The following is a 19,928-nucleotide window of genomic DNA, read 5'->3' on the forward strand; positions in this document are numbered from 1 at the left end:
CTCGATCAGGACCGCTTATTACTTGCCAGCCGATTCACTTGCATCGGGTTCGCTGGTGCGATGCTCGTCATTTGCGGCGCGGGTCGACAAACGGTTCTTGGCGATGGAGTCGCCATGCGGGGAGGCGGTCGGCGCCGGCATGCGCGCCATGGCCATAAACGGTGCCATCATGAGGAGGCCGGCAATGGCGAACGTGGCGTTGAGTCGGCTGAAGTACGTGATCACGCTTTTCTCCTTGATGGTGAAATAAAGGATGACTAATTAATCGATGGATTGACTGGAAGTTCGACAGAACCCCGGGAAGACGCGTTCCGAATCCAAAGCTTACGTGAAGTTTACATTCCGTAAGATTTGATGGCAAGCCACGCGTGAACATTTCGTGCGGCTTAACGCCTCACGAAATAGGGGTATGACCGCGGATGCAGAAGTTTCAGAGCGCGAGCACGCGAGCCTCGATGCGCGCGAGACGTTTGACGTGGCGCGGCGCCGGTACGAGATCGGCGCCGGAGAAGAGCACAGGGGCGCCATGTTGCGCGTCGAGCGGTTTGTCCCCGCATTCGTAAGCGATAACCACCTGCTCGCCTACGGGCGTGTTGAACAGTTCGTGCCAGGAGAACGTCACGAAGTAACCGTCGTGGCCGACCGCGAGAAAAACCATGCGCTTGAAGTCGCCGTCCACGTCGTTGCGCAGTTCCGCTTGACGGAGCAGATCCGTCAAGCGCACCCCGCGGTAGGGCGCGACAGTGCGGATGAAGCGCTGCGTGGTGTAGCAGCGCAGATCGAACGCCGGGCACGTCACGGCCGGATATTGCCGCAGCGCCTCGAGCGACAGGGACATCGGATGCACGAGGCTGCCCGTGAGTTGAAGCGGAGCGCCTGGCTCGACGGCATTGTCGATCGGGGCGGGGGCGGTCGCGATATCCATGTGTGAGTCTCCGGGCCGGTGTCGTTCGATATAACCTCGCGTATATTACGCTCGCGATCCACCGGAGTCAGCCTCGCGAGCAAGATGCCGGACATGCCATAGCGGTTATGGCCCCCGAAGCGGCGCTTTTGTATGCGCGAAATCAGGCCATGGCGGCGTCCCTGAGCCGGAATGCGGCGACGGTCTCGCGCAGCGCGTGCGCCTGCTCGGCCAGCGCATGCGCCGCCGCCGATGCTTCCTCCACGAGCGCCGCATTCTGCTGTGTGACTTCGTCCATTTGCGTGACGGCGATGTTCACCTGTTCGATGCCCGTCGACTGTTCGCGCGAGGCCGTCGAAATGTCCTGAACGGTGCCGGAAACCCGCTGCACGGCCTCGACGATCTCGTCGATGATCTGGCCGGCGTCGGCCACCTGCGACGATCCGCTTTCGACATGTTCCTTCGACTGCTCGATGAGCGTCTTGATCTCGCGCGCTGCGTTCGCGCTACGCTGCGCGAGCGTGCGGACTTCGCCCGCGACCACGGCGAAGCCGCGGCCTTGTTCACCCGCGCGCGCCGCTTCGACGGCTGCGTTGAGCGCAAGAATGTTGGTTTGAAACGCGATGCCGTCGATCAAGCCGATGATCTCGCCGACCTTGCTGGAGCTATGGGCGATGGACTGCATCGTGCCGACCACGCCGCGCATTACCGTGCCGCCGCGCGCCGCGGTTTGTGCCGCCGTGCCCGCGAGCGAGGTGGCCTCCTGCGCGTTCTGGGCGTTCATGCGCACGATCGACGTGAGCTCTTCCATGCTCGCAGCGGTTTCTTCGAGCGACGCGGCCTGCTCTTCGGTGCGCGAGGACAAATTCTGGTTGCCGGAGGCAATTTGCGCGCTCGCGGTCGCGACGCCTTCGGCATTGGCGCGGACTTCGCTCACTACGCGCGCGAGACTTGTCTGCATTTTCGCGAGCGCCGTGAGCAGTTCCGCGGTTTCGTCGTCGCCCCGCGCATGCAGATCGGTCGAAAGGTCACCGTTGGCGACCTCGCGGGCAAAGCCCACCGCGCGCCCCAGCGGGCGCGTGACCGTACGGCTGAACAGCACGCCGCCTGCCAGCGCGAGCACGAACGCGACCACCATGAGCACGGCGCTCACGACGGTGGCGTGCGCGGCTTGCACCGCGGCCTGTGCGGCCACCTGTGCGTTGGTGGCGGCAATGGTCTGCGCGGCGCGGTCGAGCAACTGGGCCGGCGCGCGATCGACACCGGCGACCACGGTATCGCCCGCAACGGGGTCGGCGCCCGCCGCCTTGAACGCCTCGAAGCCCTTGCGATACCCCTGGCCCATCGCCTCGTGCGCCGCGGCGAACTGTTCGACGAGGGCGCGCGCCTCACCATCGGGCAGCTTTGTTTCGAGCGCGGCGGCGAGATCGTTCACGGTGCGCTCCCGCTTCTGAAATGCGCTCCAGTACCGATCGAGTTTTTGCGGGTCCTTGCCGCGCAGGAGTGTGTCCTTCCACTCCTGCACTTGCAGCTTGAACTCGACGAGCGTGGCCGACACCATGCGCTCGTTCGCGGCGGCGTCCTGCACGGTGGTGCGATAGGTATCGATGGCCTGATTGAGCGTGTGGATGCCGTATAACGCCCCCGCCGACATGAGGGTGAGAGACGCGGCGAAAGCGAGGGGAATCTTGCGGCTGAGTTTCATAGGGGGCAGATGACTGAAAACGCAGGGCGCGTGGCGCGCCGACCCCCTTATTACGGCTTGCGCGGGACCTTCTTTAGTATTGGCGCATTACGTCGTCTTTCGTCATACGTAAGCCGTTGCCGACATCGTTTTCGAGCCGCGCCGGGACATTGCGATTGCTAAAAAAAGTCCGACTATTCGCGAGTCATTCTGAAAGCCTGTGCTGCTGTGCATCGCGGGGTTTTGCAACTTAATGTGGAATGCTTATTAAAGTGGCTGTCGCCGTTTGGCATCGTTTCCGTTCAGGCCCAGCATGTTGTAGAGCGTGTAACGCGCAATACCAGCGTATTCATGGAGCGCAATATCGGCGAGCACGAAGTTGTACGAAAGCGGCAGTGGCGACAGAACGGCGCGTAGATAGTCGGCACGCACCGGAATGGCGTCGACACCGAAGTGCGAAAAATAAAGCGTGCTCCGCTTCAGATGGATGGCCGACGACACCAGCAGTATTTCGTCCGGCTGGTATCGCTGCAGCAAGGCGCGGGTGAACTGGGCGTTTTGCCATGTGTTCATGCTGTCGGGCTCGCTGAGCACATCGGCGGACTTGACGCCGAGCCGAAGCAACGCGGCTCGATACACCGAAGCTTCCGACTCGCCGTTATGGCGCGGATCGCCGCCGCTCACGATGACCTTGCAGTCCGCGCCTGTCATTCGGCAATCACGATAGAGCGCGGCGGCTTCAACGATACGCGAGTACGAGAATATCCCCGGCTCGACGACCCCGGCACGGGGGATCTTTTGCGTGCCTGCGCCGAGCACGACGATGGCGTTTCGTTTGCTCCATTGCACCGTTGGATGCACCGCATAGGCCGATTGCAGGTTCGTCAGCAGCCACGCGGGAACGGGGCCGCAGCCGACAGCAAGAAACAGCGCGAACGCAGCGGCATACAGCGCGCGACTCGTGCGCCGCCATTCGAGCGCGGCGAAACAGGTGGCGATGGCAATGGCGACGAGAAGGACGACGAGCGTCATGCGAATCACCCGATATCGAAACGAAAATGAAAATTGGCGAGCACGATAGCCGCCGCGCGCCGCATCGCACAGAACAGCTCGAGCAAGCCATTTATTCCAGCCGGCTCTGGCAAATATGACTTTGCGCGGCTGGCTTGACTCACCCACAATACGCTTCTCGTTCGCCTGCTACGTGCGCCGCCCGACTAGAGATCTGCCTCCCCTTCAAACGCCTCGAAATGAAACTCGGCGAAAAGGGGAGGGGGCGCATCCATGGGGAACTCGGCAGCGGAGTCCGGGGCTGGCGTTGACGTTTCGTTCGATGCGACCGCGTCGCTCGCGAGGAAAACAATGCCGGTAATCACGCAGCCACCGAGGAGCCAGAATAGTTGATACCAGTAGAAGAACGGCATGCCGTCCCAGATGGGATCGATTCTGTCGTAGGTTGGAATCGCGATGAGGGCCAGCCACGGCATGTACAACAGGGAAAATCGGCGTCGCAGCGATCCTGGTTTGCCTTTCAATTGCGTAGCCCTTCGAAAGTTGCAATCGCCGCGTTAAGGAAATCGGCGATCTGGAAGGCATAACACGCGATCGATCAGGCTTATTCCTGATAAGAAGGATTGTGAATAATAATATGGGATCCGAAATAAATATCTGCTATGCGCGATGAGGCGCGCGGCGGTAAAGCACGCTTACGCGGGAACAACGGATACGCATAGGCGCACGGTTGATAGAATTGCGCAACGCGCAACCGCTCAATTCGAAGGAGCCAGTCTGAATGTCACCGTACACGGATACCGAACTTTTTCGCCTTCTCGCACATAGCTATCGCCGCCTGTTGGGCGTTGCGCTCGTGCCCGAAGGCATGAGCGACGCAGAAGGCGCGGCGTGGCTCTATGAGCGCGCGCCGTTCGGTTTGCTTGCGCACGGCACGCAGGAAGACCCCGTGTTCATGTATGGCAATCGTCGCGCACAGGCGATTTTCGGCTACGACTGGGACGAAATCACGGCGCTGCCTTCGCGTCTTTCGGCGCAGGCGCCCGAGCGCAGTGAGCGGCAGGCATTTCTCGATTCGGTGACGCGCGAAGGCTTCGTGAAAGACTATCGCGGCATCCGTATCACGAAGTCGGGGCAGCGCTTCTGGATCGAGCGCGCAACGGTCTGGCAACTGCTCGACGAAGCCGGCGTGCTGCATGGGCAGGCTGCGATGATTCCGCATGTTGCACCTTGCTGACACGCACACGCACACGCACACGCACACGCACACGCACACGCACACGCGCTAGCGAAGCCCGCGCTCATTGCGGGTTCAGCGGGCCGTTCTGCTTCGCTTGTGGCGCCCCCACCGCGTAGCCCGCGAGAAATACGTCGACCGCCCGGTTCACGACCTGCAGCAATTTCGCGCGCGAGGTTTTCACTTCATAGCCGAGCGTCGCGAGTTCGACCAGTTCCGCCTCGAGAAGCGCCAGCAGATGGTGCGCCGCGACGCCCGTGTCGCAAGGCCGGATCGCGCCCGACTCGATCGCACTCGCCAGAAAGTCGCGCACGTGCTTCAAGCCCTGTTTCGGTCCCGATTCGTACAAGATCCGGCCCACATTCGAGCGGTCGACCTCCTGATGGCACAGGCGGCGTATCGCGAGAAAAGAGGGCTGCAGCACGGCGCTCAGGTAGTGGAGCCCGAACGCGACGAGCGACTCGCCTAGCGGCAAATCGAGTGTCAGCTGACTGAAGGCATCGCGGATTTCGGTTCCGGCGCGGCTCGTCATTGTTTCAGCAAATAACGCCTCTTTCGACTCGAAATAGCTATAGAGCGTCGCCTTCGACGCGCCTGATCGCGCCGCGATTTGCGTCATCGACGCCTGCTCGAAGCCCTCGTCCCGGAACACCTCCAGCGCGGCTTCGATGATGGATTGGCGCTTTTCTTCCGTCTTCTTTCTCATGCAGTCTCCCTCCCTGACTCGCTCTCCTGGCTGGGACGCGAGCGTCCACTAAACACACCGGCCGGTCACGAATGGAAACATTCGTGACCGGGTAATGTAATTGACAGCCATCAATCGTTCTATTATAAACCATACCGTTCAGTTTAGTTATGTGATCGGGAACATGGGATTTAGGGTTGGAAGGTAATGCGCACTGAGGCCTCAGCATGCTGAGCCTCACGATTCCAACCGCTTAGTAGTGCGAGTCAATTCATTCGCGCCTGTCCATGTTCCAATGCGCGATTCGATGGGATATATGCCACAAAAGATTCATGCAAGAGATGGATGGAGCAGGAAAAGCCGCCGCTTGAGCGCCGCGCTTTTCTGCTCGACCGCAATTGTGATTGCAGGCTGTCAAGGTCACGACGCCGGGATGCCCGCTCACTCCGCAGGCCCTGCTGGCCAGAGCGTTGAAGTCGGCGTCAAGACGCTTGCGCCGCAACGCATCGTGATGACGGCCGAGCTTTCGGGCCGGCTTTCGGCGCTGAAGGTTTCGGATGTGCGCCCGCAAATTGGCGGCATCGTGCAGAAGCGCTTCTTCGTTGAAGGCTCGGACGTGAAGGCCGGCCAGGTGCTCTACCAGATCGATCCTGCGACCTACCAGGCGACCTACGACCAGGCGCGCGGCACGCTCGCCAAGGCCGAGGCCACGCTCGCTTCCGCGAAGACGAAGGCCGACCGCTACGCGCAACTCGTGAAGATCAACGCCGTGAGCGCACAGGACAACGACGATGCGATCGCGGCCGTGCGCGAGGATGAAGCCGACGTGATCGCGGACCGCGCGTCGCTCGAATCGGCACGGATCAATCTCGGCTACACGCGCATCACGGCGCCTATTTCAGGCCGTATCGGTGCTTCTTCGGTGACCGAAGGCGCGCTCGTCACCTCGGAGCAGACCACGGCGCTCGCCACCATTCAGGCGTACGACCAGATGTACCTCGATGTCACGCGTTCGAGCGCCGACTGGCTGCGCTTGCGCAAGGCATTTGCCTCGGGCCGCCTCAAGCGCTCAGGCGAGGGCGCGGCCGTGCAACTCGTGATGGAGGACGGCACGGCCTACGCGCACGCGGGCGTGCTGCAGTTCTCGGGCATCACCGTGGACGCGACAACGGGCTCGGTGACGTTGCGCATGGTCTTCCCGAACCCGGAGGGCGAACTGCTGCCCGGCATGTTCGTGCGGGCGCAGCTCGACGAGGGCGAGAGCACGAGCGCGCTGCTCGTACCGCAGCTCGCGGTCACGCGCGCTTCGGATGGCGGCGCGAGCGTGTGGGTCGTCGATGCAACCGGGCACGCAAAGCAGGTCGCAGTGCGCGCGGACAGCGCCTATGCGGACCAATGGATCGTCACGAGCGGCCTGAAGGACGGCGATCGCGTGATCGTGAGCGGGCTGCAAAAAGTGCAGGCCGGGGTGGCGGTACACGTGGCGGCGGATACGGCCGCGCCCGTTGCCGCCTCGGGTGTCTCGGTCACGTCCGCGGCGAATTCCCTGGCAAATTCGCCGGCAAAGTCGTAAGGAGGGCGCATGGCAGGCTTTTTCATCCAGCGCCCGATCCTCGCGTGGGTCATCGCGATCGTCATCATGTTGATCGGCGGTGCGGCGACCACCACGCTGCCAATCGAGCAGTATCCGACCATCGCGCCGCCTTCGGTTCAGGTTACGGCGACCTATCCGGGCGCCTCCGCCGACACGGTTGCGAAGACCGTCACCCAGGTGATCGAGCAGAAGCTCTCCGGCATCGACAACCTGCTGTATATGTCGTCGACGAGTAGCGGCGCGGGGCAGGCCACCATCAACCTGACGTTCAAGCCGGGCACCAACCCGGATATCGCGCAGGTGCAGGTGCAGAACAAGGTGACCCAGGCCACGGCCTCGCTGCCGGAAACGGTGCAGGAGCAGGGCGTACAGGTGGCGAAGGCGTCGAGCGACTTTCTGATGATCGTCGCGCTGTCGTCGCCGGGCGGCACGCTCAACTCGATCGATCTGGGCAACGTCATCGCCACGCAGATCGAGGACCCGCTCACGCAGATCAACGGCGTGGGCGACGTCACGCTGTTCGGCGCGCAGCACGCCATGCGCATCTGGCTCGATCCCGTGAAGATGCGCAGTTTCGGCGTGACCGCTTCCGATGTAACGACCGCCGTCACCAACCAGAACGTGCAGCTTTCCGTCGGCGAACTCGGCGGTGCGCCTGCTACGAACTCGCAGGCGATCAACGCGACGATCTCCGCGTCGAGCCTGATGACGACTGCCGACCAGTTCGGCGGCATTCTCCTGCGCGTGAATAGCGACGGCTCGAAGGTCCTGCTCAAGGACGTCGCGCGCGTCGAGGTGGGCGGCGACTCGTACGATACGTCGTCGCGGCTCGACGGCAAGCCGGCGGCCGCGCTGGCCGTGAAGCTGTCGACCGGCGCGAACGCCATGGCGGTCGCGAAGGCCGTGCGCGCCAAGCTCGTGGAACTGCAGCCGCAGTTGCCCAAGGACGTGGCCATTGCGTATCCGTACGACTCCACGCCGTTCGTGAAGATCTCGATCGAGGAGGTCATGAAGACGCTCTTCGAAGCGGTGATCCTCGTGTTCCTCGTGATGTACCTCTTCCTGCAGAACCTGCGCGCAACGCTGATTCCGACCATCGTCGTGCCGGTCGCGCTGCTCGGCACACTGGGCGTGATGTCGGCGATCGGCTTCTCGATCAACGTGCTTTCAATGTTCGCCATGGTGCTCGCGATCGGCTTGCTCGTGGACGACGCGATTGTCGTCGTGGAGAACGTCGAGCGGATCATGGCCGAGGAAAAGCTCGACGCGAAGACGGCAACGAAGAAGGCGATGAGCCAGATCACCGGCGCGCTCGTGGGCGTGACGACCGTGCTGACCGCCGTGTTCATCCCCATGGCGTTCTTCTCCGGCTCCACCGGGGCGATCTATCGCCAGTTTTCGGTCACGATCGTGTCGGCGATGGTGCTCTCGGTGCTGCTCGCCATGACGCTCACGCCCGCGCTGTGCGCGAGCTTGCTGAGCCCGTCGGCGCTCGAGCACGCGCAAAGCCGCGGTTTGCTCGGCGCGTTCAACCGCCTCTTCACGAAGAGCAATGCGCGCTACAGCGCCACGCTGGCGCGCGTGGTGGCGAAACCGGCGCGCTGGATGCTTGGCTACGCGCTCATTGCGGGCGTGGTCGGCATTCTGTACGTGACGCTGCCTTCGTCTTATCTGCCGGAAGAGGACCAGGGCTCGGTCATGGTGTCCATTTCAGCGCCGGTCGGCACGCCGGCTTCGAAGACGCTGAAGACCGTGGCGCAAGTCGAGCAGTATTTCCTCAAGCAGCCCGCGGTGACGCACGTGATGGCCGTGAACGGATTCAGCTTCAACGGGCAAGGGCAGAACAACGCGCTCGCATTCGTGCAGTTGAAGGACTGGAGCCAGCGGGGCTCGAACGATAGCGCACAAGCGGTGATCAGCCGCGCGAACGCCGCCTTTGCGAGCAATCGCGACGCGCAGATCTTCGTGATGAACGAGCCTGCGATTCATGGCCTCGGCACGCAAAGCGGCCTCGACTTCGAGATCGAAGACCGCGCGGGCCAGGGACACGACAAGCTGCTCAAAGCGCGCAACCAGTTCCTCGCGCTGGCTGCGAAGGATCCTTCGCTTGCGATGACGCGTCCGGCGGGCCTCGAAGATACGCCGCAGCTTTACGTCGATATCGACCGCGAGAAGGCGAGTGCGCTCGGGCTGTCGATCGCCGATGTCGACACGACGATTTCCACGGCGTTCGGCTCGGCGTACGTGAACAACTACATCGATACCGGGCGTATCCAGAAGGTCTACGTGCAGGCTGACGCGCCGTACCGCATGATGCCGGACGACATCGGGCAGTGGTACGTGCGCGCGGATTCGTCGTCGTCGTCGAGTACTTCGTCATCCTCAAGTTCGTCGTCGAGCTCATCTTCGAGTACGACATCGACGTCATCGACGACGACTTCGGGCTATGACGGCCAGATGGTGCCGTTCTCCGCGTTCGCCACCACGCGCTGGACGTTCGGGCCGCCGCAGATCGAACGCTACAACCGCGAACTGGCGATGCAAATGAGCGCCCAGCCGGCACCCGGTGTGAGCACGGGCCAGGCAATGGCCGCCGTCGAAAATCTCGCGAAGCAGCTGCCCACCGGTTTCGGTATCGAGTGGACGGGGCAGTCGTACCAGGAAGTGCTCGCGGGTTCCCAGGCCACCTACCTGTACGCCATTTCGCTGATCGTGGTGTTTCTCTGCCTCGCGGGGCTGTACGAAAGCTGGTCGGTGCCGCTCGCCGTCATTCTCGTGGTGCCGATCGGCGTGCTGGGCGCGCTGCTGGGCGCGCATATGCGCGGCCTGTCGAACGACGTGTATTTCAAGGTCGGTTTGCTGACGACAATCGGTCTGGCCACGAAGAACGCGATTCTGATCGTCGAATTCGCGAAGGACCTGCAGGCGCAGGGCCGCGGACTCGTCGAGGCCACGCTCGAAGCGGCGCATCAGCGATTGCGGCCGATTCTCATGACGTCGCTCGCCTTCGTGTTCGGCGTGCTGCCGCTCGTGATCAGCACCGGTGCGGGCTCGGCCGCGCGCCACGCGATCGGAACCGGCGTGGCCGGCGGCATGATCGCGGCGACTGCGCTCGCCATCTTCTTCGTGCCCGTGTTCTTCATTGTGGTGCGCAAGCTGTTCAAGGAACATGGCGAAGCCACGCCGGCCGCAAAGGATCATGAATGAAATTGAAGCTTTTATCGGTGCTCTGCGCGGCAGTATTGAGCGCGTGTTCTCTCGACCCGGTTTATCAGCGTCCCGCGGCGCCGGTCGCTACCGCGTGGCCAACGGGCGCCGCGTACGATGCGGGCGCATCGGCGGCTGCGGCGCCCGCATCATCTACGGCGCCGAACGCCGCTGACGTCGGCTGGCGCGACTACTTCAAGGACCCGAAACTGCAGGAGTTGATCGCGCTCGCGCTCGACCACAATCGCGACCTGCGCGTCGCGGCGCTGCAGGTGGCCGAGTACGAGGCGCAGTACCGCATCACGCGCGCGGAACTGGCGCCGACGATCGACGCCGGCGGCTCGGTCACGAATACGCGTACCGATGGCGCGGTGAGCCACTCGAATACCGTTTCGGTCGGCACGACGTCGTGGGAAATCGACTTCTTCGGGCGCATTCGAAGCCTGAAGCGCCAGGCGCTCGAAAACTATCTGTCGACGCAGGCCTCGCGCACGAGCACGCAGCTTTCGCTCGTGGCAGATGTTGCGACCGACTATCTGCAATTGCTCTCCGACGAGACCTTGCTGAAAGTCTCGACCGACACCGCCACGGCTAACCAGAGCACTTACGATCTCACGGTGAGCATGATGAAGATCGGCAGTGCGTCGCTTCAGGACGTGCGTGAGGCGCAAACGTCGCTTGCGAGCGCGCGTGCGAGCGTAGCCTCGTACACGCGCGCGGTCGCGCAGGACCGCAACAATCTGATCGCCGATATTGGCTGCCCGTTGCCGGATGACTTTGGCACGGGGCCCACGCTGCTGGATAGCGACGCCATGTTCGCCGACGTCGATGCGGGCATTCCGTCCGACTTGCTTGCGCGCCGGCCCGATATCATCGAGGCCGAGCATACGCTGAAGGCCGCGAACGCCAATATCGGCGCCGCGCGTGCGGCGTTCTTTCCCAAGATCGAGCTGACTGCGAGCGCCGGCACCGCCAGCACGAGCCTCTCGCAGCTGTTCAAGGCGAGCACGGGCGCATGGTCGTTCGCGCCGACGATCACGATGCCGATCTTCGATTACGGCAGCAACAAGGCGTCGCTCGACGTTGCGAAGATCGAGAAGGATATCGACGTAGCCGACTACGAAAAGGCGATCCAGACGGCGTTCAAGGAAGTATCGAACGCACTGGCGGGGCGCGCGACCTATGTCGATCAGGTCGCGGCGGACCGCGAGTACGTGAAGGCGGCGCAGGATTACTACGATCTCGCGCAGGCGCGCTACAAGGCCGGGACCGACAGCTTCCTGACCTTGCTGACCGCGCAACGCACGCTCTACACGGCGCAAGAGCAGCTGGTGACCGACGAGCTGGCGAAGCTGTCGAATCAGGTCACGCTGTACAAGGTGCTGGGCGGCGGCTGGTCAGCGACGAGCGTGCATGAGCAAGCCGCCGCAAGCAGCCAGGCGCGTTCCTGAAGCTTGCGAGGCAAAATGCGGTCACAGCACGCGACCCGCTAGAATTGCGATATTCGCCGCTGCCCTGAGCGCCATGCGCACGATGAGCACCGGCATTCGCGATTTCCTTGCCATTTCCCATTCAATCCACGCGTGAAGACCGCTACCCTCGAACAACTGCGTGACGGTCAACTCGCCGGCGCGCAACAGCTCAAGCTCGCCTGCGGGTTGACCGAATTTCCGCGCGAGATCTTCGATCTCGCCGACACCCTGGAGGTGCTCGACCTCTCGGGCAACGCGCTCACGTCGCTGCCGCACGACCTGGCGAGGCTGCGGCATCTGCGCATTCTGTTCGCCTCGAATAACCCGTTCACCGAGTTGCCGCCCGTACTTGGCGAGTGCGAGTTGCTGAGCATGGTCGGCTTCAAGGCGAACCGCATCCGCCGCGTTTCAGGCAGTGCGCTGCCGCCGCAATTGCGTTGGCTGATCCTGACCGATAACGAGGTCGACGCATTGCCACCCGAAATCGGCGAACGTCCGAATCTGCAGAAGCTGATGCTCGCCGGCAACCGGCTGCGCGCGCTGCCTGAAACGATGGCCGCTTGCAGCCGCCTCGAACTGCTGCGGATCGCGGCGAACCGGCTCGACGCCTTGCCCGACTGGCTGTTGCGCCTGCCGCGCCTCGCGTGGCTCGCCTACGCGGGCAATCCGCTCAATACCATGCGCGAGCAGGTGGCGCTCGCTGACTCACCGGTGCCCGATATCGACTGGCACACGCTCGCACTCGGACAAACGCTTGGCGAGGGTGCATCGGGCGTGACGCATCGCGCGACGCGTCTTCTGCGCGACGGGCATCCGGTGGAAGCGGTCGCCGTCAAGCTGTTCAAGGGCGCGGTGACTAGCGACGGTTTGCCGGAACTGGAAATGGCCGCGTGTCTGCAAGCAGGCTCGCACCCGAACCTCATTCCGGTGCTCGGCAAAGCCACGGGACATCCGCTGGGCGAGCATGGCCTCGTGATGGAGCTGATCCATCCGTCGTTCGGCAATCTCGCCGGGTCTCCGAGCCTCGACTCATGCACGCGCGACATCTACGCGCCCGATGTCCGGTTCGACAGGCCGGTGGCGTGGCAGATCGCGCGCGGCATTGCTTCGGCGGCGCGGCATTTGCATGGGCGCGGGATCATGCACGGCGATCTCTATGCGCACAACATCCTGCACGACGGTGCGGGGCACGTATTGCTCGGCGACTTCGGCGCGGCGTCGCTGCACGATATCGACGATCGCGCGCAGGCGCAGGCACTCGAACGTATCGAGGTGCGTGCGTTCGGCTGCCTGCTCGAAGAACTCGCGCAACGTTTGGCTGGCGAAGCGCATGAGCATGCCGCCGGGTTCGATGCGCTAATCGCCGACTGTTTCGCAGAGCAGGTCGAGATGCGGCCTTCGTTCGATGAGATTGTCGAGCGACTGTCTGCGTTGAGCGTTTAAGCGCAAGCAGTGAGCGCCCCAGCGGCGAACGGCGGGCCATTCACAATGACGATGGCCTGCCCGTAACTTTCATTCATGCGCTTTGCGGCGAGGACCGCCGTGGGCCTGTCCTTCCTGCCAATGCGGCAAGCGCGGTTCGAGGCAGTTCTTCAGTGGCCAGCGCCCACAGCGAATACGCAACGCCGCGCTGAAACAACAAGCTGACAGCAGTGCGAAGCTCGCCCCTGCCCAGCGCATACACGGACTCAGTTACGCCCATCGCGCCGTGCATCAGGACGCTGGCATGCCGGTAGCACCCCATCATGCAGGCATTACAGGGCTCCCGCTGATCGGGCAGGCGGTCCAGGTCGAAGACCGAGCCCATGGGCTCATGCCACGGCTCGCAACGCCAGACGTCGAGATTCCAGTCGATATAAAAATACTTGCTGCCGGCAATACACGGAATGAGTTGCTGTTCGCCGCGCACGAACCTCGCAACCTCGTTCAGCGCGGCGCTCGGGTCCATCACGCGAAAGTGCTTTTTGAGGCGCTCGATTGCACTCAATGCGTCGAGTAACTCGTCGCGGCTGAGGTCGACGAGCTTCGAATTTTCGTCGTACACGAGCGATGTGGAACCGAATGCGTCACGCCTTGGATAGGAAAACACCACGGAATCGAAACCCAGCCGTTCGAGCGTCTCGGGAAGCGATTCGTAATGAACCAGATGGCTTACCGTAACCGTCGCACAGACCGGAATGCCGAATGCATGGGCTTGAGCGATGCCCTCGCAGATGCGGCCTTCGAGGCCTGGCAGGCCGCGATTGTGCTCGTGCTCGCGCATGTCCGCGCTATCGATCGATATCAGGAGACGCTTGAGGCCCGCGGCAGCCAGTTGTTTGATGTGTCGAGGGAGGAACCAGCCGTTCGTAATCACGCCGCACTGGATGCCGGCTTGCGTGGCCGACGCTACGAGCGATTCGATTTGCGGGTGAACCAGCGGCTCACCGCCTTGCAGCGTCATGTAGCGAATCTTGCGTTTGCGCAGCATGGGCATGGCGCGCGCGAATGCGTCAGGATCGATATAGCGGCGCGGACCGGCTAACTTCTTCTCGCGCGAAAAGCCGCAGAAGTCGCATGCGGCGTTGCAGACGTTCGTAACCGACACGTCACAGACTGCGGGCAATGGATTACGCGGCTCAAGCACGCCGCTGCTTACATTTGGCAAACTGCGCCACTTGATGGTCCGCTCTGTCCTGTCCATGGTGTCCTCATGGTTTGCCGACTCAATGCGCACGAACCATCATAGGCTACGCTTGGCACACGTGCCGGATCGGCCGCGATATTTGTCCAGAAATGGATCGAACAAATCCTGTTTGACAGGCTAGTGTCAGGCGACTTCAATCCCCATACTTGAGGTGTCTCGCCGGGAAGCGAATGCCTGGCGAGTTTGTGAACGCAATGCACGGGTTGCAGGAGGAGGGTGAAATGGTTGACACCACAACCACCAAGCCGCGCGCGATCGGTTTCAATCACGTCGCGCTGGAAGTGGGCGATATCGAGCAAGCGCTGGCTTTCTATGGCCGCATCTTCGACTTTCAGTTGCGCGGCAAGAGCAAGACGATGGCCTTCATCGATCTCGGCGATCAATTCATCGCGTTGCAGGCGGGGCGCAAACAGCCCGCCGACGACGGCCGCCATATTGGCCTCGTTGTCGATGACAAGGAGGCGGCGCGCGCCGCCCTGAAGGCTGCGGGCGTCAAGCTGCTCGACGGTCCGTTTCTGGATTTTCGCGACCCTTGGGGCAATCGCATCGAGATCGTGGGCTATGACAATATCCAGTACACCAAAGCGCCGAACGTGTTGCGCGGCATGGGCCTCACGCACTTGACCAAGAACGAGAGCGCGAAAAAGGAACTGGCGGAAAAAGGGATGGCGGCGAGCTAGCCGCCAACGATGGCTGATGGCTCTACGGCAGCACTGCGGCTTTTGCTCAGTTCGGCAGTGGCTGCGGCTGTGGTTGCAATTGCGGTTGCGGTTGCGGCGGCAGCGCCGGCAACGGCTGCGGCGCCGTGATCGGTTCGAGCCCGCTGCGCATAATCGCGGGTGCTGCATCCGGCGAAGACAAAAAGCGGATCAGCGCCTCTGCGCCGGCCGGATTCTTTGCCGTGGCGGCGATGCCCCCGGAGTACACCACGTAACTCTGCAATTCCGCGGGCAAACTGCCGACCACCGTCACTCCCTTCACCGGCAACAGCTCCACGACCTGCTGCAAGCCGATCTCCGCGCCGCCGCTTGCAACGACAGTGGCGACTCGTTCGGCGGGCACCATGCGGCTCTTGCTTTTCACACGCCCTTCAATGCCCAGACGCGAAAACAGCTCGTTGGCGATATACGCGCCACTCGCGCTTTGCGGATAAACAATCGACTTCGCCTCAAGCAACGTGCGGCGCAAAGCGTCGACAGAACTGATGTCCGGTTTCGGCGCACCTTCACGCACCACCATGCCGATTGGCGAGCGCGCGAAGTCCACCCTGCTGCCGGGCACGACATTACCCGCGTGAATTTGATCGTCGAGCGCGTAGCTGACCACGATCAGCACGTCGGCCCATTCGCCACGCGCAAACCGCACGGGAATGGCAGTCAGGGCCGTGCCTGCCGCGGCCCCCCATACCGTGAGCAATGTATTGCCGGTCTCGTCCTCGAATAGCGGGCCGAGCTCGCGATACGCTGGCGCAAACCAGCCCGACATCATGACCTTCACCTGGTCCGCCAGACACACGTCGGGACCCAGTAACGCGAGCGCTATGCAAAACGCGAGTGTGCGAACGCGGTGAGTCATGACTGACCTGGCACGGATATACATCGCTCCCTATTTGTGAAGAAAGCGCATGAAGAAAACGTGTGACGAAAGTGAGTCGCGCTATGGCCGTTTTGCATCGTTTATACAACACGTTCGTTTGTGCACACACTGGTTTTCTTCGCCTCTGATAGTCTTTTCTCAGCGACGGTTCGGGCAGTTATCAAACTTGACGCGTGAAATCGAAGACAGGGGGGCTTATCCATGTTGCATTGGCTTTCAAACTTGATTGCCCACAATGCCGCAACGCCGGAGAAGCAGGCTCAACGCGCGCTGGGTGAATTGCGTATGGCGCTGTTCCAGGCTGAACAGCGGGTTCTCGATGCGCAATTGCAGGCCGAGTACTACCGCACGCGAATTGCGTTTTGCGAAGAGGTGCTGAAGACGGGCATCGAACAGGTGTCGGACCAGCGCAAAGGGCAACGTGAAGCGGTCACGCACGACCTGCGTCCGAACCTCAAGCTCACAACTTCGCAATAGTCGTCGATTGCCGGGGCAAATAATCGGCATGCCGAATGATTTGCTCAGCCGGGGCAGGGTTGACGACAAGCGGCAGATGCGCGCATGGCCGCGCGCATCGCGCTTTTCGGCAATTTTTCGGCAACTTTTCGGGAATCGGCAGGGTCAACGACGAACCGCTAGATACGCGGTAGATCGTCGATGGACTTTTCGACGTTGCCGTCCGGCACTTCCAGATCGATGCCATCGATCCCGTTGGGATGCGGCACCGGCTTGATCTTCGGCCCAAGAAAGCGCATGCCGCCGAGCGTAAATACCGAATACACCACGGCGCCCAAGCGGATGTCGTTCGTGATGGTCCCCACCTCGGAGATGGTGGGTGTCGAAAGCCAATCGTGCGTCTGGGGGTCGATTAGCGCCCAGCGCACATGGGTTACCCGGTCCGTTGAGGAACTGATGCGTACACCGTCGACACCATAGGTAGCCATAGCCGTCACCCTCGAGACGAGACTTCAATGGTAGTCCGTTCGCTGCCCGGGTGGTAGCGCGCCGTCGAGCGCCCTCACCACACCGCCTGGCTCGTGATCGCAAACTGCTTGAACTGCGCATCGACGCGCAACGGCTCACCACGCTCCGTTTTCTCGATGTGATCCACGAGCGGCAGCCCCACGCCTTCGAGCCAATCCGAGAGACCGAGATCGACGGGCGTATCGATACGCACGAACATGCCCGCGTTGGAGGCGAGCCAGTGGCTGATCAGCGCCTTGGCGCGGCAGGCGTCCGGCGAATCGGGGGCGATCACGGGGCCGATCACGTGGCCGTCGCCAAAGCGGCGAAAGAGTGCGAAGCCGATCAGTTCGCCGTCGCGGTCGAGCGCGATGCCGCTCGCCTGATCGAGCAGTTTGGGCAGCATATCGGAGCGATCGAGGCCGCTTGCGCGCGTGGCGAGCTCGACCAGGCGCGGCCGGTCGCTCGCGCCGATCGGGCGCAGCCGTTCGCCCGCGGGCAGGGAGACGAGCGGCGGCTGGAACGCCGCGCCCTGGTGCTGGTGAATGCGCCCAATGCGTGTAAAGCCGAGCCGCTCGACGAGCGGCCAGCCCGTGTCGCTCGCATGGAGCAGCAGCGTGCGCGAGGCGAGCGCCTGCATCCAGTGCTCGATCATGGCCCGCCCAATGCCGCGGCGCTGATGACTCGGCTTCACGATCAGCATGCCGAGCGTTGCCGCGTTAGGACCGAACAGCCAGGAGAAAGCCGTGCCGACGAGCGCGCCGCTTTCGTCCACGGCCACGATGCCTTCGCCGATGCGCGCGGCGAATCGCCAGTCTTCGGGGCGGTGCCGCCAGCGCACTGCTGTCGACAACGCATGCGCGGCGGCCAGATCGTCGGCCGTGAAGGCACGGTAGGTGATGACGCTGTTCGGGTTTGGGTCGGACACGCCGGCCTCCAGATTCTGTATACGCGTTCCGTGACTATCGCATTGCCCGCTGAGGCTGACTAGGACGATCTTCCTGTTCTGGGCGCGCGCCCGGCCTCGCCCGTGATGCAATGCAAAACGCGGGGTTGGACGGTCAATAACGCGTCGATTCTGCTGATTGCGCCTTTTTGTCGGCGAAATATGCGGCGGCAGTGGACCTACGATATTTCCCATCGAGACCAAGTCGAGGGAACCCAGTCATGGACCAGTTCGAGCCCGCCGCAGTGGCTGCCGCCGTGGCCGCAACAGCCGGCCATTTCATTGGCGGCGAGCGGGTCGTGGAGGGCGCGGAGCGCATCGGCGTTGCGCGGCCATCGGATGGCGTGGTCTATGCCTCGGTGCCGCTCGCCGATGCGCAACGGGTGGACCGCGCCGTCGAGAACGCCACGCGCGCATTTCGCGAGAGCGGCTGGGCGCGCATGGCGCCGCGCGAGCGCGCCCGGATCCTGCGCCGCTTCGCCGACCTGATCGCCGCCGACGCCGCCACGCTCGCGCCGCTCGAAGCGCTCGGCTCGACGCGCCCCGTGCGCGACGTGTGCGCCTGGGACGTGCCGTTCACGGCGGAAGGCATTCGCTTCTACGCCGAGTTCGCCGACAAGGTCGGCGGCGAGGTCGTGGCCACCGATCACGACCATCTGGGCATGACGATCGCCGAGCCCTACGGCGTGGTCGGCGCGATCGCACCGTGGAATTTCCCGCTCGTCATGGCGTCGTGGAAAATCGGCCCGGCGCTCGCAGCAGGCAATGCCGTGGTGCTCAAGCCCTCGGAAATGACGCCGTTCTCCGTGCTGCGTCTGGCCGAACTCGCGATCGAAGCGGGCATTCCGCCGGGCATTTTCAACGTTGTGCAAGGCGACGGCGCGACGACCGGCGACGCCCTCGTACGTCATCCGGGCGTCGCGAAGGTGACCTTCACCGGCTCGACGCGCGCGGGCGCCGCGATCATGGCGGCGTGCGCACAAAGCGGCACGAAGCCGGTCACGCTGGAACTGGGCGGCAAGAGCCCGCAACTCGTGTTTGCCGATGCACCGAGGCTCGACGAGGTCGCGCGCCGCATTGCCGGTGCGATTGCGGGCAACGCCGGGCAGGTGTGCGTGGCCGGTTCGCGGCTGCTGGTCGAGCGCGGCATTGCCGACGAACTCGTGTCGCGCATCGAGCAGGCCTTCGCAACGCTGCGCGCGGGCGCGACGTGGGCTGCGGGCACGACGCTGCCGCCCATCATTTCAGAGGCGCAGGCCGCGCGCATCGAAGCCATCGTCGAGCGCAGCGTGGCCGAAGGCGCCACGCTATATTGCGGCGGCCGCCGCGCCGACGCGCCTGTGCCGGGCGCGTTCTATCTGCCCACCATCCTCACCGGTGTGACCCCGCAAACGGAGGCGGTGCGCGCCGAGATCTTCGGCCCCGTGCTCACGGTGCAGACCTTCGACACGGAGGAAGAAGCGCTCGCGCTCGCCTCGCATCCCGAATACGGCCTCGCCGCCGGCGTGCACACCGCGGACCTCGGCCGCGCGCTGCGCCTCGTGCGCGCACTCGAGGCGGGCACCGTGTGGGTGAACCGCTACGGGCGCAGCAGCGATTTCATGATCCCGACGGGCGGCTACAAGCGCTCGGGCATGGGCAAGGATCTCGGCCGCCAGGGCTATGAGGCGCACCTGCGGTTCAAGAGCGTGCTGATCGATACGCGGAGCTGACGACATGCCGACTGCCACGCCGACGAATCATGCAGGAAAACGCACGGTCATGCGGCTATTACGCGCGAAATGGCGCCACCGCAGAATCTGCTGCGCCGGCCCCTGCAAACGCGTGGTTTATACCGTGCAGGCCCCACGATTCGACGCCAACCCCAAATTTTGCGCTGTTTAAATTTTCCACAGGGACGCACTTCTTCCTGTTTTCGCCACTGAGCCCCAAACGGGTTCATC

General features: G+C 63.1%; 18 protein-coding genes. 8 read left to right on the forward strand and 10 right to left on the reverse strand.

Features of this window, described 5'->3' with window-relative positions; all coding sequences use genetic code 11:
* Positions 1-18 precede the first annotated feature (18 nt).
* The 5 genes from U5A57_RS19840 to U5A57_RS19860 form a co-directional block, all read right to left on the reverse strand.
* Entirely contained in the window at positions 19-225 is a 207-nt protein-coding gene (locus U5A57_RS19840) for a hypothetical protein (protein ID WP_321913367.1), read from the reverse strand.
* Positions 226-430: 205 nt separating this feature from the next.
* Positions 431-925: a molybdopterin-dependent oxidoreductase gene (locus U5A57_RS19845; RefSeq protein WP_321913368.1), complete on the reverse strand. Its 495-nt coding sequence runs from the start codon at positions 923-925 to the stop codon at positions 431-433.
* 142 nt (positions 926-1,067) lie between these two features.
* Positions 1,068-2,609 carry a methyl-accepting chemotaxis protein gene (locus U5A57_RS19850; protein ID WP_321913369.1) on the reverse strand — a complete coding sequence of 514 codons (1,542 nt, stop codon included), beginning with the start codon at positions 2,607-2,609 and terminating at the stop codon, positions 1,068-1,070.
* A gap of 246 nt (positions 2,610-2,855) precedes the next feature.
* Complete coding sequence (locus U5A57_RS19855) at positions 2,856-3,620, reverse strand: YdcF family protein (protein WP_321913370.1); 765 nt, start codon at positions 3,618-3,620, stop codon at positions 2,856-2,858.
* Between the two features lie 185 nt (positions 3,621-3,805).
* Positions 3,806-4,123 carry a DUF3311 domain-containing protein gene (locus U5A57_RS19860; protein WP_321913371.1) on the reverse strand — a complete coding sequence of 106 codons (318 nt, stop codon included), beginning with the start codon at positions 4,121-4,123 and terminating at the stop codon, positions 3,806-3,808.
* 257 nt (positions 4,124-4,380) lie between these two features.
* On the opposite strand from U5A57_RS19860, the gene U5A57_RS19865 reads away from it, so the two are divergent.
* Complete coding sequence (locus U5A57_RS19865; protein ID WP_321913372.1) at positions 4,381-4,836, forward strand: MEKHLA domain-containing protein; 456 nt, start codon at positions 4,381-4,383, stop codon at positions 4,834-4,836.
* A gap of 64 nt (positions 4,837-4,900) precedes the next feature.
* Here U5A57_RS19865 and U5A57_RS19870 read toward each other — a convergent pair whose 3' ends face one another.
* On the reverse strand, positions 4,901-5,542 hold the full coding sequence (locus tag U5A57_RS19870) for a TetR/AcrR family transcriptional regulator (RefSeq protein ID WP_321913373.1): 642 nt from the start codon (positions 5,540-5,542) through the stop codon (positions 4,901-4,903).
* Positions 5,543-5,837: 295 nt separating this feature from the next.
* On the opposite strand from U5A57_RS19870, the gene U5A57_RS19875 reads away from it, so the two are divergent.
* The 4 genes from U5A57_RS19875 (at position 5,838) to U5A57_RS19890 (ending at position 13,237) form a co-directional block, all read left to right on the forward strand.
* Complete coding sequence (locus tag U5A57_RS19875; protein ID WP_415774646.1) at positions 5,838-7,094, forward strand: efflux RND transporter periplasmic adaptor subunit; 1,257 nt, start codon at positions 5,838-5,840, stop codon at positions 7,092-7,094.
* A 9-nt stretch (positions 7,095-7,103) separates the two neighbouring features.
* Positions 7,104-10,322, forward strand: a complete 3,219-nt coding sequence (locus U5A57_RS19880; protein WP_321913375.1) for an efflux RND transporter permease subunit — start codon at positions 7,104-7,106, stop codon at positions 10,320-10,322.
* Complete coding sequence (locus U5A57_RS19885; protein ID WP_321913376.1) at positions 10,319-11,773, forward strand: efflux transporter outer membrane subunit; 1,455 nt, start codon at positions 10,319-10,321, stop codon at positions 11,771-11,773. Before U5A57_RS19880 ends, U5A57_RS19885 begins: the two co-directional genes overlap by 4 nt.
* Positions 11,774-11,905: 132 nt before the next feature.
* Positions 11,906-13,237, forward strand: a complete 1,332-nt coding sequence (locus U5A57_RS19890; RefSeq protein WP_321913377.1) for a leucine-rich repeat-containing protein kinase family protein — start codon at positions 11,906-11,908, stop codon at positions 13,235-13,237.
* Between the two features lie 73 nt (positions 13,238-13,310).
* On the opposite strand, the gene U5A57_RS19895 is transcribed toward U5A57_RS19890, so the two are convergent.
* A complete protein-coding gene (locus U5A57_RS19895) occupies positions 13,311-14,381 on the reverse strand; it encodes a radical SAM protein (RefSeq protein ID WP_321913378.1) in 1,071 nt (356 codons plus the stop codon).
* A 320-nt stretch (positions 14,382-14,701) separates the two neighbouring features.
* Here U5A57_RS19895 and U5A57_RS19900 point away from each other — a divergent pair, with 320 nt between their 5' ends.
* On the forward strand, positions 14,702-15,160 hold the full coding sequence (locus tag U5A57_RS19900; protein WP_321913379.1) for a VOC family protein: 459 nt from the start codon (positions 14,702-14,704) through the stop codon (positions 15,158-15,160).
* Between the two features lie 46 nt (positions 15,161-15,206).
* Here U5A57_RS19900 and U5A57_RS19905 read toward each other — a convergent pair whose 3' ends face one another.
* Positions 15,207-16,055, reverse strand: a complete 849-nt coding sequence (locus U5A57_RS19905; protein ID WP_321913380.1) for a substrate-binding domain-containing protein — start codon at positions 16,053-16,055, stop codon at positions 15,207-15,209.
* 222 nt (positions 16,056-16,277) lie between these two features.
* Between U5A57_RS19905 and U5A57_RS19910 the strand changes: the two genes are divergently transcribed.
* Positions 16,278-16,553 carry a hypothetical protein gene (locus U5A57_RS19910; protein WP_321913381.1) on the forward strand — a complete coding sequence of 92 codons (276 nt, stop codon included), beginning with the start codon at positions 16,278-16,280 and terminating at the stop codon, positions 16,551-16,553.
* Positions 16,554-16,711: 158 nt separating this feature from the next.
* On the opposite strand, the gene U5A57_RS19915 is transcribed toward U5A57_RS19910, so the two are convergent.
* Together U5A57_RS19915 and U5A57_RS19920 are read right to left on the reverse strand one after the other, a co-directional pair.
* Entirely contained in the window at positions 16,712-17,020 is a 309-nt protein-coding gene (locus tag U5A57_RS19915) for a hypothetical protein (protein WP_321913382.1), read from the reverse strand.
* A 74-nt stretch (positions 17,021-17,094) separates the two neighbouring features.
* Positions 17,095-17,967, reverse strand: coding sequence for a GNAT family N-acetyltransferase (locus U5A57_RS19920; protein WP_321913383.1), 873 nt, complete (start codon positions 17,965-17,967; stop codon positions 17,095-17,097).
* A 239-nt stretch (positions 17,968-18,206) separates the two neighbouring features.
* On the opposite strand from U5A57_RS19920, the gene U5A57_RS19925 reads away from it, so the two are divergent.
* Entirely contained in the window at positions 18,207-19,697 is a 1,491-nt protein-coding gene (locus U5A57_RS19925; protein ID WP_321913384.1) for an aldehyde dehydrogenase family protein, read from the forward strand.
* Positions 19,698-19,928 lie beyond the last annotated feature (231 nt).

Source organism: Paraburkholderia sp. J11-2 (genome assembly GCF_905220185.1).
GTDB lineage: Bacteria > Pseudomonadota > Gammaproteobacteria > Burkholderiales > Burkholderiaceae > Paraburkholderia.